The sequence below is a fragment of the Devosia sp. UYZn731 genome, from assembly GCF_040546795.1.
Lineage (GTDB): Bacteria > Pseudomonadota > Alphaproteobacteria > Rhizobiales > Devosiaceae > Devosia.
Genome location: NZ_JBEPOL010000006.1, coordinates 425,890 through 439,110, shown reverse-complemented (window position 1 = coordinate 439,110; position 13,221 = coordinate 425,890). Strand labels below are relative to the sequence as shown.

Sequence of the window (13,221 nt, the reverse complement as noted above, 5' to 3'; positions counted from 1 at the left end):
GCCTCCAGACGACTTGTTGCCGCCGCCCGAATTGCCATTTTTGGACGCGCTTCCGCCGGATGATTTGTTGTCGCCCGAACCCGATTGATTTGCCCGCTGCGCCGCTTCCTGCAAAATGTCCACGAGGCGTTCGCCGGCAATGACTAAGGGCCCGGAATTGTCGAGGCGGACCGTGGTGGGGCCGAGCGCATCAGCGTCGACCATGCGGGCGAGGCGGGCGGTGATGGCCTGTGCGTCTTCGCGGCCACGGGCGGCGAGGCGTTGGGCGATGATGTCGGGGCTGGCCGAGAGCGCCACGACCGTCGTGCGCGCGTAGCGCCGTTCGATCTCGCCGACGATCTGGCGCGAGACATTGGCGATCACCACCCTGCCCGCATCGATATCGGCATCGATGGAGGCCGGCAGGCCGTAGCGCAGGCCGTGGGCGGGCCAGGCCAGCGCAAAGCCACCGGAACGTTCCAGCGCGGCGAATTCGGTCTCGCTCAGGCTGTCATGATCCTCGCTCTTGCGATCGGCAGGGCGGGTGACGACGCGGCGGACGAAGACGAATTCGGCCCGGTCGGCAAGACGCTCGCGGGCAAAATTGATCAGCGTGTCCTTGCCCGAGCCACTGGGGCCGACAATGGCGACGAAAACCCCGCTCATATGACGCGCTGGCCTTCGCGCCAGACGGTGCGCACGATGGGGATGCTGTCATCGAGCCGGACGCGCACCAGGTCGGCGCGCTTGCCGGCGGCGATTTCGCCGCGATCGTCGAGGCCGCCAGCGGTCGCCGGATGCTTGGTGACGAGACGGACGGCGTGGGGCAGCGAGATGGAATCCACCGAGTCGCCCAGCGTGAAGGCGGCCTGGATCAGGCTGAAGGGGATGTAATCGGAGGAGAGGATATCGAGGATGCCGGCTTCGGCGAGCGTGCGGGCCGAGACATTGCCCGAATGGGAGGAGCCGCGCACGACATTGGGCGCGCCCATCAGCACGGCGAGGCCGGCATCGTGGGAGGCGCGAGCGGCTTCGATCGTGGTGGGGAATTCGGCGACGTCGATGCCCTGCGCGATGGCTTCATCGACATGGCCGAGCGTAGCGTCGTCGTGGCTGGCCAGCACGATGCCGTTGTCGCGGCAGAATGCGGCGATGGCGGCGCGATGGGGGGCCGCATAGGTCTCGGAATCGTGGGTGCGGCGGGCCGAGAATTCGGCAAGGGCGGCGTCGCTCATCTTGAGCTTGCCCTGATAGTAGATTTTGTAGGCGTCGAAGCTGGCGAACTGGCGCTGGTTGGGGGCGTGGTCCATCAGCGAGGCCAGGCGCACCAGTGGATCGTGCTGCAGGGCGGTGAAGTTCTCGAGGCAATCGGGGGCCGAGACCTCGCAACGCAGATGAATGAAGTGATCGGCGCGCAGCCTATTGGCGGCCTTGCCGGCGGTGATCGCCTCGGCCAGCACCCGCATTTCGGCGCTGCCCATATCGGCCTGCTCGTCGGTGCCGACACGCAGGGCATCGAACACGGTGGTGATGCCGGAGGCGGCGACCTGGGCGTCATGCGCCTGCACCGAAGCGATGGGGTTCCAGCGCACACGGGGGCGCGGCGCGTAGTGGTTTTCCAGATGATCGGTATGCAGTTCGACGAGGCCCGGGATGATGTAATCGCCATCCATATCCTCACCCGTGGCGGAGCTATCGCCGATTTCGACGATCTTTCCGTTCCGCAGCACGATCGAGCCGGTGATGACGTCGTCGGCCAGGACAATGCGGGCATTGGTAAGCACGGTTTCAGCAGTCAGGGTCATGGGATCAGGCAGTCTTGCGTTGTTGTTGGGCGGTGAAGCGGTGGATGGAATCGATCAGGAAGGGCGCATTAGGCTCCGGTTCGACGAACAGCGCTACCTGGGAAATGCAAAGCGGTTCATCGGCAAGGGTGCCGAAATGGCGGCGCAGCATTTGGGCGACATAGTCGCGCTCCAGCTCGTCGATGGGGCCGGTCAGGGTCATGTGGAAGCGGAACTGGTCCAGCACATAGGGATGACCCCAGGCCATCAGGTTGGCGAACTGACGGCCATTGAGGCGGCCGATATCGCCGCGCGCCAGGTCGAGATCGGAGGTGGGGCTGCGGTATTGGTCGAACACGGTGACGAAATCGGTCGCGAGTTCATGCAGCTCGGGGTTCGGCTCGGTGGGGACCAGCGCAAAAAAGTTCTCGATCAGGACGATGCGCATGGCGTCAACCGTGATGGGCGGGACGCGGCGGCAGAATTTGGCGAGCGCCGTCTGCACGTCGCTCAGTTCGTGCTCGATGGCGATGCGGAACGGAGCCTTGAGCGAGCCGTGAAAGCCGATACGGCGGGGCGCGGCGGTCAGGAAAGCATGGTCGGTTTCCACCAGGCCCTCGACCGGCCAGGCGATGCGCGCGCCCGTATAGGGATCGCGCCGCAGCCACCGCGCGGCCGCGATCGTCAAGGCATCGTCGGCCGGCGGGGTGAAGCAGATGGCGCAGCGCATGGGGGCGTCCGTTGAGTCGATCCGCAGCCGCTAGCTGATTTATGTGACAGTAGAGCGAATTGGCCGTCGCTCCTGTCGCCCGGCAGATGAAAGGGCGATGAACGCGGCGCTCAGGCAACATGAAGGCTGCCCCCATTAGCAAGGCGGCCAAGCGGCGATCACGCCGCATTCATGGAGAATTCAAATGAAACTGTCCCGTCGCGTCGTCCTCGGCGCCACTCTTGCCGCCATGCTGCTGACCGGTGCCTCGAGCGCCTTCGCTGCCGATAGCGACATGGTGCTGTTCAAGGTCGTCACTGCCGACAAGGACGATGTCATCATCGGGCTGACCGAGAGCCAGTTGACCGCAGCAGGCGGGCTCAATGCCGGTATCGTCGGCAAGATGCTGGTGGCGAGCGGCGAACTGGCCGCCTGGCAGTATGTGGTATCGCGCAATGATGCGGGCGAGCTGATCGAAGCGCCGACCAACTGGATTTCCATCATGGCCAATGACGCCGTGCGCATCGAGCCTTACCAGGCCGAATGGCCCGTGACACTGCCAGCCGGCGAGTAAACGATCAGGACGGGAGCGCTGTCGGATGACCGTGCTCCCGTCCGGACTAACCCTTGGGAGATTTCATGCGCCTGCCCGTTCTCGCCAGCCTGATCATCGTTCTTGGCGCCGCGCCGGCTTTTGCCAGTGGCGGCGTGTCCTGCAATTCGGGGGCGGGACCGGCGCGGTTCGAGCTGTCCATCAGCATGGGACGCGATTTCGGGGCGGGAATATTGGACATCGCTGGCGAGCTGGTGGCACAGATTGCGAACGTCGCCCCCGACCTGCGGCAATTGCATTTTGCGCGGGAGAATCCCAACCAGATATGGATCGACCGCGACGTGGTGTATTTCGAAATCTCGGTGCCGCACCGGGGTAACGGGCCGTATGGCTACGCGGATCTGATGATCAAGACCCAAGCGGTCGACGAAGGCAGCTATGTGGGCACTTATGTCCTGGACATTTACGACGCGGGCGTGGAGGTGAACGGCGTGCCGCAGAACATCAGGGTGAACGGCGCCGTCAGCTGCACGACGGATTAGCCAGGCGGTTTGTTCCCACGGCGTTGATGTCCATCATGGCGGCCGGATTCTTCTGGCTGTTCCTGACGCGTTACTGGTTTCACCGCGACTGTATCGAGGCAGCGGCATCGAGTTGCGTTATGCCGGATGGGACCAATCTGATTGCCGGCGGAGCGCTGTGGATCGTGCCCAGCGTGGTTTTTGCGTTGCTGGCCATGTTGACACTGCGGCGCCGCCGATAACAATCGATAAGAGACCGGCGGGCTGAGCCCCGCCGGCCCGATTGTCAGGCGGCCTGTTCGGTCACGACCATGCGGCGTTCTTCGGCGACTTCCTGCTTGCGGGTCGAACCGCCCCACCACGAGGCCCAAGCCGTGGCGAGGTACAGCACCAGCGAGATCGAGAAGGCGATTTTGATGCCGACCATGAACGGGCCCGACAGCAATTCGGGGAAGAAATGCTGGCCAGTGATGACCGCCACCTGATCGGCCGACAGCGCGTGGAGCGCGGCGGCGGGGATCAGTTCGCCCATCGGATTATAGCCTAAGAAAGCCGCGAAGAGGCTGGCGACCGGCGGGGCCGAGGCAACCTGTGCGGCCACATCGGCGGGCAATCCCTGGGCGATGAGGCGGGATTCCATCACCGCTGGCAGGCTCCAGGCGAGGCCGATGATCATCAGCGTGAAGAACACGCCGATGGAGAGCACCTGCCCCGCATTCATGGTGGTGGCGCGCACGCCCGAAGCCTGGCCACGCTCGGAAGCTGGAACCGCATTCATGATTTGCGTGCCGTTTGGCGCGCTGAACAGGCCTGAGGCCACGCCATTGACGAAGAGCAATGCGGCGAACACCGGATAAGGGAAATCGGCGCCCAGCAGCATCAGGCCGAGGAAAGTGGCGGCGCCCAGCACCATGCCGCCGGCAGCGAAGCGGTGGGAGCCATAGCGGTCCGACAGGATGCCGGCGGCAGGACCCGACAGCAGCACGCCAACGGTCAGTGGCAGCATGAAGATGCCGGCCCACAGCGGGGTGGATTCAAAGCTATAGCCGTGCAGCGGCAGCCAGATGCCCTGCAACCAGATGATCAGCATGAACTGCAGCCCACCCCGGGCAATGGAAGTGAGGAGGCTGGCCGAAATGCCGGCGGCGAAGGGGCGGATGAGCAAGAGGTTGAGATCGAACATGGGCCGCTTGACGCGGCGCTCGATGACGTAGAAGGCCACGAGGAAGGCGATGCCGATCAGCAATTCGGCCAGCACTTTGGGGCTGCCCCAGGCCATCAGGTCGGCACCATGGGGTTGAATGCCGTCATTGACCCCGACAAGGACCAGCACGAGGCCGATGGCGAAGGTAATATTGCCCCACCAATCGAGCCCACCGCGCTTTTGCGGCGCGGCTTTGTCGCGCAGGCTAAGGAAACCCCAGATGGTGCCGATGACGCCAACGGGGACATTGACCCAGAAGATCAGCCGCCAGTTGATATCGGCCAACAGGCCGCCCGCGATCAGGCCGATAAACTGGCCCCCGATGATGGCCATGGTGTTGATGCCGAGCGCCAGACCCCGCTGATGGGGCGGAAAGGCATCGACCAGGATGGCGGTGGAGGTGGCGGTGAGCATGGCGCCGCCAATACCCTGGATGATACGCATCCAGACGAGATAGCTGGCGGCGAAATCGCCGGTGGGCATGAAGCTCAGCGCGATCGACGCCAGGGTGAAAATCAGGAAGCCCAAATTGTAGATCTTGGCGCGGCCGTAGATGTCGCCGAGCCGCCCGAAGGTGACGACCAGCACCGCTGTGGCCACCATATAGCCCATGATGGTCCAGAGCAGGGTATTGGTATTGCCGGGATCGAGCGGCTGCAGGCCGATGCCGCGAAAGATGGCCGGCAGGCTGATGAGGATGATGGATCCGGTGACCGAAGCGGCAAAGACGCCAAGCGTGGTATTGCTCAGCACGATCCACTTGTGGCGATCGCCATGGGCGGCACTTGTATCTGGGTTCGACATGATTTCAACATGGATGGCGTGTCGCGTCCGGTCGGGCCGTTCTATCCTTGTGATGGCAGCCGCGGACGTGCGTCGGTATGATAACGTGACACTGTATATAGCTAGGATGCTAACTAATTAACATGAGCGATTTTGCAGAGCTGCTGCGCATTTTTACCGCCGACATGGTCGTGGCTGCCCGACTGTGGCGCAAGCTGGCCCGGGAACAGGTTGCCCGCTATGGGGTAGCCGAGGCCGGTGCCGGGCCGCTGCTGTGGATCGGGCGGCTGGGTGGCAAGGTGCGCCAGAACGTGCTGGCGGAATATTGCGGCATGGAAGGCGCCTCGCTGGTGCGCATTCTGGATGAATTGCAGGCTGCGGGGCTGGTGGTGCGGGTGCCCGACCCGACGGACAGGCGGGCCAATCTGCTGGACCTGACGGAGGCGGGCGCGATCAAGCTCAAGGAAATCGAGGTCGAGCTGGCCGCGTTCCGGCTGCAGACTTTCGAAGGGCTCAGCACGGCGGAGATCGAGGCGGCGCTCAAGGTGTTTGCTGCCGTCAGGGCCGCCGCGGCCCGGGACGATGAGGGCACAGAGCCGAGCTAACTGGGGTCTTCCAGGTCTTCGGGATCGTCGGGCTGGCGCTCGATATGGCCCTGTTCGGTGAGCCATTCGCGCAGGATGGCGTTGATGGCGTCATTGCGGCTCAGATGGCCGGCGCCGTCCTGGGCGCGATGGGCAATGAAGCGATCGAGGCCACTGATGAGGTCTTCGTCGAGATCGGGTATCGGGCTGAGATCGCTCACGATGGGCTCCGGGTTATCGCCGGAGCAACACTAGCCCGAGCCGTTGGTTCCCAGAAGACCAAATGCAAACGGCGCCCGAAGGCGCCGTTCTTGTTCAATGTGCCGGCGCTGAAAAGCGCGGCGTCTCGTATTTACTGAACGAGGGTCAGGTTGGTTGCCGAGATCTTGCCGTCGCGGCCGGTCTCGAGTTCGTAGGTGACCTTGTCGCCTTCATACAGGCCCTGCAGGCCCGAACGCTCGACGGCGGAGATGTGGACGAATGCGTCCTTGTCGCCGCCTTCAGGCGAAATGAAGCCGAAGCCCTTGGTGGTGTTGAAGAACTTGACGGTACCGTTGATGGTGGCCATGATTTTAATCCTGATAGCCCGAAGCAGAAGCGAACGAGCGAGTGTCCAATGGCAACATGCCAAAGGGGTCTAAACGTTCGCAAAGTAAAGAAGGGAGCCAGGGGGCCGGCGAACCGGCAATCAGGCAGCCGACGATGGCTGAAAACGTAGGGATGCTTATCTGCCCCTTTTGCGGCGAAGTAAAGGCGCTTGCAGAAACGGGCTGTGGTAGCGATGCGACATTCCCCTTGCCTCGGGCGGCCAATGCGCTGAAATGGCAGGCAAACAGGGGAGGCGGCAATGGGCGCTTTGACGATCGGCATCGATCACGTGGGGCTGACGGTCTCGGATTTGCAGGCGTCGGTAGCGTTCTTCACCGGCTGCCTGGGCTGGAACTTGATCGGGGGCAAGCCGGATTATCCCGCAGCCTTCGTCAGCGACGGGACAAGCCGGATTACGCTGTGGCAGGTTGCCGATGGCGGCATGTTCGTGCCCTTCGACCGGCAACATAATGTGGGCCTGCATCATCTGGCGTTGAAGCTGGCGAGCCTGGCACAGTTGGAGACGCTATTCTCCCTGGTGTCGGACTGGGACGGCGTCACGGTCGAATTTTCGCCCGAGCCATCGGGCGGTGGCCCCAAAATCCATTGCATGATCCGCGAGCCGGGCGGGTGCCGGATCGAGTTCGCCTGGGACCCACGCTAGGTCGTGTGGCCAGTTTGATGATGCCGGGCCGCAAAGGACGGTTTCCTGCGCTTGCGGTGCTCACGTACCAAGGTACGCTGCGCTCCGGTACTCGAAAGTCACCATTTTCGCTCCGGCCTGACGCAACGGTCCACATAACCTACGTCTTGCCGGGCCATGTGGGCACGCGCCGGCAGGCGGAATAGTTTTCCGCCATAGTCCATCGTCCGGGCAAAAGCGAACCCTCGCTGTATATTGAGTAAGTTGGTAGACTAAATAATTTGATGCGTCCGATGCGTCCGATGCGGCGCAGGCCGCTCCTTCGCCAAATCAGCCAAGAGCGTGCCATGACTTTCCAGCGTAGCCTCAATCTCAATGTCGGCATCAACACCACCGGCTATCTGGGCAATGCCTGGCGCTATCGCAGTGGCAGCCGGGCGGACATCAACGATCCGGCCTACTATACGCGGCTGACGCAGCTTGCCCACCGCGGCCGGTTCGACGCGGTGTTCTTCTCGGATCACCCGGCGCTGATGACCGACCCCAAGGGGCGGCCGTTTCACACGCTCGATCCGCTGATCCTGTCCGCGGTGCTGACCGCGCAGGTGCCCGATATCGGCGTGGTGGTGACGGCCTCCTCGACCTACAATTCGCCCTATAATTTCGCCCGCCGCACGCAGAGCGTGGACATTACCTCGGGCGGGCGGCTGATCATCAATATAGTGTCGTCGTTCAACCCCGCGGTCGCCGCCAATTTCGGCAATGCGCCGCTGCCGCCGCGCAGCGAGCGCTACGCCAAGGCGCAGGAATTCCTGGATGTGTGCAAGGCGCTGTGGAACAGCTGGGACGAGGACCGCGAGGGCGAGGTGCCGCCCGAACTGTTCTGGGACGCCAGCAGCGCCCACCCCATCGAGCATGAGGGCGCGTTCTACTCGGTGAAGGGGGCGCTCAACGTGCCGCGCGGGCCGCAGGGGCATCCGGTGATTGCGCAGGCCGGCGCCTCGGAGGGCGGCATTGACCTCGCAGCCCGGCATGGCGAGATCATTTATTGCAACGTGCTGTCGCGCTCGGCCGGGCAGGCCTTCGGCAAGAAGGTGCGCGATCGGGCGGCGACCTATGGGCGCGATCCGTCGAGCATCAAGATCGTACCGGGGCTGGTGCCGATCATCGCCGATAGCCGTGAGGAGGCGCTGCGCAAGCACGAGCTGTTCAGCGGCGCAGGCTCGGAAGATGGGCTGCTCAAGCGGTTCGCGACCGATCACGGGTTCGATCTGGCGACATTCGATCCCGACGCGGTGCTCGATGCCGAGCGGTTCGTGCCGGACCCCAACCGGCAATTGGCCGTGGGCATGGGCCTTGGCCTGTCGGACCTGCTGGGCCACGAGAAGCTGACGGCGCGCCAGGCGGTCCGGCGCTCGGAGGGTGCGCACCGGCTGCTGCTGGGCACGCCGGAGGAGATTGCCGACGGACTGATCGACCTGTGGGCCGACGGCACGGTGGACGGCTATACGATTCAGCCACCGCGGGCGCCGGACGATATCGAGCTGTTCGTCGACAAGGTCGTGCCGATCCTGCAGGACCGCGGCGTCTATCGCCGGGACTATGCCGGCGATACGGTGCGCGAGCGCTATGGCCTGCCCTTGCCGCCGGCGGAAGCGGCGTCGTCAGGCCTGAAGCGCGGCGCCGCTTGAGGCATCGAACAGGCGGACCTGGTCGGGATCAACTGCCAGCGTCAGCGTCTCGCCCGGCCGGGGCGCGACGCGCTCACGGAACAGGCAGGTGAGGTCCTTGCTGCCGAGGCGGACGACAATCTGGGTTTCCGAGCCCATCGGCTCGACCACCTGCACCCGGACGGCAAAGCCGTTGGGATCGACGCGGAAATGCTCGGGCCGGATGCCGTAGGTGACGGCAGTGCCCTCGGCGGCTTTTGACGTGGCAGGCAGCGGCAGGCTAGTGCCATCGGCGGTCAGGAACAGGCCATCGGTCACTTTACCATCGATGAAGTTCATCGCTGGGCTGCCAATAAAGCCAGCAACGAACTTGTTGGCCGGGTTGTCATAGAGGTCGAGCGGGCGGCCGATCTGCTCCACGCGCCCATCGCGCATGACGACGATGCGGTCCGCCATGGTCATGGCCTCGACCTGGTCGTGCGTCACATAGATGATGGTGGTCTGCAGCCTCTGGTGCAGTTCCTTGATTTCGGCGCGCATCTGCACGCGCAGCTTGGCATCGAGATTGGATAGCGGCTCGTCGAACAGGAACACTTTTGGATCGCGCACGATGGCGCGGCCCATGGCGACGCGCTGACGCTGACCGCCCGAAAGCTGTTTGGGGAAGCGCTGCAACAGCGGTTCCAGATCGAGGATGCGCGCTGCCTCGCCCACCGCCTTGGCGGTTTCTTCCTTGCTGGCGCGGCGCAGCTTCATCGAGTAGCCCATGTTCTGGGCGACGGTCATATGCGGATAGAGCGCGTAATTCTGGAACACCATGGCGATGTCGCGCGCCTTGGGCGGCAGCTCGTTCACCGTCTGGTCGCCAATGCTGATCTCGCCGCTGGTTATATCTTCCAGCCCCGCGATCATGCGCAGCAGCGTGGACTTGCCGCAGCCCGAGGGGCCGACCAGGGTGACGAACTCGCCATCGGCGACATCGATATTGATGCCGTGCAACACCTGGGCGGTGCCATAGGCCTTGCGCACATCCGCGATTGTTACCGAAGCCATGGGGTGGTCTCTCCTTGCGGGAATTTTGGCATGCTCATCCCTTCACCGCGCCGGCCGTCATGCCCGCCACTATCTGGCGGTTGAAGAACAGGAAGGCGATCAGCGGCGGAATGGTGATGAGCAGGATATTGGTGAACAGCAGGTTGTAGGACGTGTTGTACTGGCTCTGGAAATTGTAGAGCGTCAGTTGCACGGTCACGTTCTTGGTGCCCGGCAGGTAATAGAGCGGGTTGGTGAAATCGTTGAAGATCGCCACCGATTGCACCAGGATCACGGTAATCACCACGGGCCGCAGCAGCGGCAGCACGATCTCGAAAAACAGCCGCAATGGGCTGGCTCCATCGATGATCGCGGCCTCGTCCAGCTCGCGCGGAATGGTGGCGACGAAGGCCTTGAACAGCAGCACGCAGAAGCTGAGCCCATAGGCCACTTCGATGAAGATCAGGCCGTGCAGGGTCTTGAACATGCCCAGCCCCTGCAGCACCCAGATTGTGGGCACCACCGCAGGTGGAATGATCAGCCCGGCCAGCACCAGGAAATTGACCAGCCCGGTCCACCTTGATGGTTTGCGCTGCAAAACGAAGCCCACCATGGCGGCGAAGATCACCAGCAGCGTCACGCTGGCCACGGTCAGGATAGCGCTGTTCACGAAGGCGGTCAGCAGCATGTAATTGCGGGTCTGGATCACCTCGACGAGGTTGTCCCAGAGGTGGAAACCATTCGGCAGCGAGAATTCGCGCAGCGAGGACTGCCGCTTGTCCTTCATCGCCGTCAACAGGATGAAGGCGAACGGAACGAGGAAGACGATAGTGGAAACGAGAATGGCCAGCAGGCCGACCCAGTTGCGGCGCAGAAAGCTCACGCTCCGTCTCCCTGGCGGTTGAGGAAGCCCGAAAGCGGGATGATGATGATGGCGACCATGATGAAGAGCACCACGTTGCCGGCGGTCGATAGGCCATAAAAGCCCGCCTGGTACTGCTTGTAGATCACCGAGGCGATAACGTCGGAGGTAAAGCCCGGCCCGCCCTTGGTCATGGCCCAGATCAGATCGAAACTGCGCAGGCCGCCGATCAGGCTGAGGATGATGACCGTCACCGTCGCGGGCTTGGCCAGCGGCAGGGTGATGTTCCAGAAATTGTCCCAGGCATTGGCGCCGTCGATACGCGAGGCTTCGTAATATTCCTGCGGTATGGAGACGATGCCGGCGATATAGATGACGGTGGCGAGGCCGACGCCCTTCCACACGTCGACCAAAGCCACCGAGAACAGCGCCAGGTTCGGATCGGTCAGCCACCCCGGCCCCTTGATGCCAAACAGGCCCAGCGTCTCGTTGATGACGCCGGTGGTGGGATGCATCATGACGGTGAAGGTGATGCCGACACCAACGGTCGACACCAACACCGGAAAGAACAGCACCGAGCGCAGATAGCCGCGCGCCATGATCTGGCTGGTCAGGAGTACGGCGAGCAGGAAGCCGAGCACCACTTTGAGGCCGGAGGTCATCACCGCATAGATCAGCGTGTTGACGAGGCCCTTGACGAGGAAGGGCTCGCGGAAAAACTGCACGAAATTGTCGAAGCCGATGAAGGTAGCGTCGAACAGGGTCCAGCGCGTCAGGCTGAAGAACAGCGAAGCCAGAGTGGGGAACAGGAACAGCGCCGCATAGATGATGGCAGCCGGCAGGTAGAACCAACTCGGATAGGCGGAATTGGTGCGTCGCTTGGATCGCGGCGCGGCGGCGGTCGCCTCATTCATGTATTCTTCCTCCCGGTCGCCGAAGCCCGGCCCCATATACCATGGGGTCGGGCCTCGTTTCCGATCAAACCTAACAGATTACCAGCCGGCGAGGCCGAGCTGCTGGGCCTGCTTCTTGACGTCTTCGTCATAGAGCGCGGCGCCGTCGGCAGCCGAGCGGATACCAGAGCCCACTTCAACGGTGATCTGCTCGAGCGCCGGGCCCTTGATGGGCGAGAGGAATTCGAGCGCGGGAGCGGTGCCGCCATCGCGCTGGAAGTAGGGCAGCAGGTCAGCCACCACGGCCGGAACGTCGGCCGGCAGGGTGCAGTCCTTGATCATGTAAGGACCGGTGGCGCCGACAGCGGCAGTCTGCACGTCGCAGCCTTCGGTCGAGGCGACGAAGGCGAGGAAGGCCTTGGCCTGATCGGCATGCTCGGTGGTCTTGGGGATGTAGAGGCTCGATGGCATCCAGGCGGTCAGGCCGTTATGGGCGGCGTCGTCACCCGGCAGGGCGAAGAAGCCGACATCGGCCTGGTTTTCCGGATAGTTGGTGACCACGCTACCGGCCGCAAACGTGAGCATGGGATAGTGAGCGCCTTCGCCGGTGGCGAGCATGCGGATGGCGTCATCGAACTTGGCCGCGGCAAAATCCTCATTGAGGTAGCCGGCCTTGAACACGGCTTCCTGCCGCTCGAAGCCCTTGATGGCCGCCGCGTCGGTGGCGTACTTGGCCTGGTTGCCGGTGTACTTCTCCGGGAAATCGGGCTCGGAGGCGAGTACGTTGTAGAAGTCGCCGAGCACGAAGAGCTGGCTGGTCCAGGTGTCGGCAAAACTCTGGATCACCGCGACCTTGCCGGCCGCCTTGATCTTTTCGTTATTGGCCATGAACTCGTCCCAGGTCTTGGGAACGGTGAGGCCCAGATCGGCATAGATCTTCTTGTTGTACATCACACCGCCACCCATGGCGGTTGCGAAGGGCACGCCATAGACGTCGCCGCCGGCGGTAACGGTCTTCTGGAAGGTGTCGATGACATTGGCCTCGAAGGGCTCGGCGGTCAGCGGCATCAGGTTCTGCTGCGGATTGATCGCCTGGAACAGCGAGCCCGCATTGTAGAGGAACACGTCGGCCATTTCGCCGGTGGCGAGACGCGTCTTGACGATATTGTCGCCCTCGCCGCCGCCCGGACGGGTTTCGACCTCGATGGCGACACCGGGGTTCTTTGCCGTGAAGGCGTCGGCCAGCGCCTGGGCGACGGTGACGGTAGACGCATCGGTATTGTCGACCAGGAACGACAGGGTGACGTCCTGTGCCATGGCGGTGCCGACGAAGCTTGCCGAGAGCATCAGGCCGGCGGCAAAGCCCCCAAGCAGGGTGAAGGTGGATCTAGAGCGCATGTAGTTTCCTCCCATTTG

The 13,221-nt window shown here is 63.3% G+C and carries 16 protein-coding genes; 6 read left to right on the top strand and 10 right to left on the bottom strand.

Features of this window, described 5'->3' with window-relative positions; all coding sequences use genetic code 11:
• The 3 genes from phnN to ABIB57_RS17460 form a co-directional block, all read right to left on the bottom strand.
• A partial coding sequence (gene phnN / locus ABIB57_RS17470) for a phosphonate metabolism protein/1,5-bisphosphokinase (PRPP-forming) PhnN (protein WP_354042429.1) occupies positions 1–645 on the bottom strand: 645 nt, incomplete at its 3' end.
• Positions 642–1,778 (bottom strand): alpha-D-ribose 1-methylphosphonate 5-triphosphate diphosphatase, encoded by a 1,137-nt coding sequence (locus ABIB57_RS17465; protein WP_354042446.1) that lies wholly within the window; start codon positions 1,776–1,778, stop codon positions 642–644. The genes phnN and ABIB57_RS17465, both read right to left, overlap by 4 nt.
• A 10-nt stretch (positions 1,779–1,788) precedes the next feature.
• Positions 1,789–2,493 carry a DUF1045 domain-containing protein gene (locus ABIB57_RS17460; protein WP_354042428.1) on the bottom strand — a complete coding sequence of 235 codons (705 nt, stop codon included), beginning with the start codon at positions 2,491–2,493 and terminating at the stop codon, positions 1,789–1,791.
• Between the two features lie 184 nt (positions 2,494–2,677).
• Here ABIB57_RS17460 and ABIB57_RS17455 point away from each other — a divergent pair, with 184 nt between their 5' ends.
• The 3 genes from ABIB57_RS17455 to ABIB57_RS17445 all read left to right on the top strand — a co-directional run bounded on the left by ABIB57_RS17455 (position 2,678) and on the right by ABIB57_RS17445 (position 3,788).
• Positions 2,678–3,046 (top strand): hypothetical protein, encoded by a 369-nt coding sequence (locus tag ABIB57_RS17455; protein WP_354042427.1) that lies wholly within the window; start codon positions 2,678–2,680, stop codon positions 3,044–3,046.
• A 65-nt stretch (positions 3,047–3,111) separates the two neighbouring features.
• Positions 3,112–3,567 carry a hypothetical protein gene (locus ABIB57_RS17450; protein ID WP_354042426.1) on the top strand — a complete coding sequence of 152 codons (456 nt, stop codon included), beginning with the start codon at positions 3,112–3,114 and terminating at the stop codon, positions 3,565–3,567.
• A 35-nt stretch (positions 3,568–3,602) separates the two neighbouring features.
• On the top strand, positions 3,603–3,788 hold the full coding sequence (locus tag ABIB57_RS17445; RefSeq protein ID WP_354042425.1) for a hypothetical protein: 186 nt from the start codon (positions 3,603–3,605) through the stop codon (positions 3,786–3,788).
• A gap of 44 nt (positions 3,789–3,832) precedes the next feature.
• Here ABIB57_RS17445 and ABIB57_RS17440 read toward each other — a convergent pair whose 3' ends face one another.
• Positions 3,833–5,554 carry an MFS transporter gene (locus ABIB57_RS17440; RefSeq protein WP_354042424.1) on the bottom strand — a complete coding sequence of 574 codons (1,722 nt, stop codon included), beginning with the start codon at positions 5,552–5,554 and terminating at the stop codon, positions 3,833–3,835.
• Between the two features lie 122 nt (positions 5,555–5,676).
• Here ABIB57_RS17440 and ABIB57_RS17435 point away from each other — a divergent pair, with 122 nt between their 5' ends.
• Positions 5,677–6,138 (top strand): MarR family winged helix-turn-helix transcriptional regulator, encoded by a 462-nt coding sequence (locus ABIB57_RS17435; protein ID WP_354042423.1) that lies wholly within the window; start codon positions 5,677–5,679, stop codon positions 6,136–6,138.
• Here the strand turns inward: ABIB57_RS17435 and ABIB57_RS17430 are convergent.
• A complete protein-coding gene (locus tag ABIB57_RS17430; protein ID WP_354042422.1) occupies positions 6,135–6,338 on the bottom strand; it encodes a hypothetical protein in 204 nt (67 codons plus the stop codon). The two genes, ABIB57_RS17435 and ABIB57_RS17430, sit on opposite strands and share 4 nt — an antisense overlap.
• Positions 6,339–6,469: 131 nt before the next feature.
• The gene (locus tag ABIB57_RS17425) at positions 6,470–6,685 is read right to left on the bottom strand and encodes a cold-shock protein (protein ID WP_299723032.1); all 216 of its coding nucleotides are present in this window, start codon (positions 6,683–6,685) and stop codon (positions 6,470–6,472) included.
• A 279-nt stretch (positions 6,686–6,964) separates the two neighbouring features.
• Between ABIB57_RS17425 and ABIB57_RS17420 the strand changes: the two genes are divergently transcribed.
• Together ABIB57_RS17420 and ABIB57_RS17415 are read left to right on the top strand one after the other, a co-directional pair.
• Positions 6,965–7,369 carry a VOC family protein gene (locus tag ABIB57_RS17420; protein ID WP_354042421.1) on the top strand — a complete coding sequence of 135 codons (405 nt, stop codon included), beginning with the start codon at positions 6,965–6,967 and terminating at the stop codon, positions 7,367–7,369.
• A 326-nt stretch (positions 7,370–7,695) separates the two neighbouring features.
• Positions 7,696–9,039, top strand: coding sequence for an NtaA/DmoA family FMN-dependent monooxygenase (locus ABIB57_RS17415; protein WP_354042419.1), 1,344 nt, complete (start codon positions 7,696–7,698; stop codon positions 9,037–9,039).
• Here the strand turns inward: ABIB57_RS17415 and ABIB57_RS17410 are convergent.
• The 4 genes from ABIB57_RS17410 to ABIB57_RS17395 form a co-directional block, all read right to left on the bottom strand.
• Positions 9,013–10,071 carry an ABC transporter ATP-binding protein gene (locus tag ABIB57_RS17410; RefSeq protein WP_354042418.1) on the bottom strand — a complete coding sequence of 353 codons (1,059 nt, stop codon included), beginning with the start codon at positions 10,069–10,071 and terminating at the stop codon, positions 9,013–9,015. The genes ABIB57_RS17415 and ABIB57_RS17410 overlap by 27 nt on opposite strands.
• Before the next feature lie 34 nt (positions 10,072–10,105).
• The gene (locus tag ABIB57_RS17405; RefSeq protein WP_354042417.1) at positions 10,106–10,933 is read right to left on the bottom strand and encodes a carbohydrate ABC transporter permease; all 828 of its coding nucleotides are present in this window, start codon (positions 10,931–10,933) and stop codon (positions 10,106–10,108) included.
• Positions 10,930–11,826: a carbohydrate ABC transporter permease gene (locus ABIB57_RS17400; protein WP_354042415.1), complete on the bottom strand. Its 897-nt coding sequence runs from the start codon at positions 11,824–11,826 to the stop codon at positions 10,930–10,932. Before ABIB57_RS17400 ends, ABIB57_RS17405 begins: the two co-directional genes overlap by 4 nt.
• Before the next feature lie 78 nt (positions 11,827–11,904).
• Positions 11,905–13,203, bottom strand: coding sequence for an ABC transporter substrate-binding protein (locus ABIB57_RS17395; protein ID WP_354042414.1), 1,299 nt, complete (start codon positions 13,201–13,203; stop codon positions 11,905–11,907).
• Between the last annotated feature and the right edge of the window lie 18 nt (positions 13,204–13,221).

What these genes read in the sequence shown, in the direction of transcription:
- ABIB57_RS17460 (WP_354042428.1), bottom strand. Translation starts at nt 2,493, where the DNA reads ATGCGCTGCGCCATCTGCTTCACCCCGCCGGCCGACGATGCCTTGACG.
- ABIB57_RS17455 (WP_354042427.1), top strand. Translation starts at nt 2,678, where the DNA reads ATGAAACTGTCCCGTCGCGTCGTCCTCGGCGCCACTCTTGCCGCCATG.
- ABIB57_RS17450 (WP_354042426.1), top strand. Translation starts at nt 3,112, where the DNA reads ATGCGCCTGCCCGTTCTCGCCAGCCTGATCATCGTTCTTGGCGCCGCG.
- ABIB57_RS17445 (WP_354042425.1), top strand. Translation starts at nt 3,603, where the DNA reads ATGGCGGCCGGATTCTTCTGGCTGTTCCTGACGCGTTACTGGTTTCAC.
- ABIB57_RS17440 (WP_354042424.1), bottom strand. Translation starts at nt 5,554, where the DNA reads ATGTCGAACCCAGATACAAGTGCCGCCCATGGCGATCGCCACAAGTGG.
- ABIB57_RS17435 (WP_354042423.1), top strand. Translation starts at nt 5,677, where the DNA reads ATGAGCGATTTTGCAGAGCTGCTGCGCATTTTTACCGCCGACATGGTC.
- ABIB57_RS17425 (WP_299723032.1), bottom strand. Translation starts at nt 6,685, where the DNA reads ATGGCCACCATCAACGGTACCGTCAAGTTCTTCAACACCACCAAGGGC.
- ABIB57_RS17420 (WP_354042421.1), top strand. Translation starts at nt 6,965, where the DNA reads ATGGGCGCTTTGACGATCGGCATCGATCACGTGGGGCTGACGGTCTCG.
- ABIB57_RS17415 (WP_354042419.1), top strand. Translation starts at nt 7,696, where the DNA reads ATGACTTTCCAGCGTAGCCTCAATCTCAATGTCGGCATCAACACCACC.
- ABIB57_RS17410 (WP_354042418.1), bottom strand. Translation starts at nt 10,071, where the DNA reads ATGGCTTCGGTAACAATCGCGGATGTGCGCAAGGCCTATGGCACCGCC.
- ABIB57_RS17400 (WP_354042415.1), bottom strand. Translation starts at nt 11,826, where the DNA reads ATGAATGAGGCGACCGCCGCCGCGCCGCGATCCAAGCGACGCACCAAT.
- ABIB57_RS17395 (WP_354042414.1), bottom strand. Translation starts at nt 13,203, where the DNA reads ATGCGCTCTAGATCCACCTTCACCCTGCTTGGGGGCTTTGCCGCCGGC.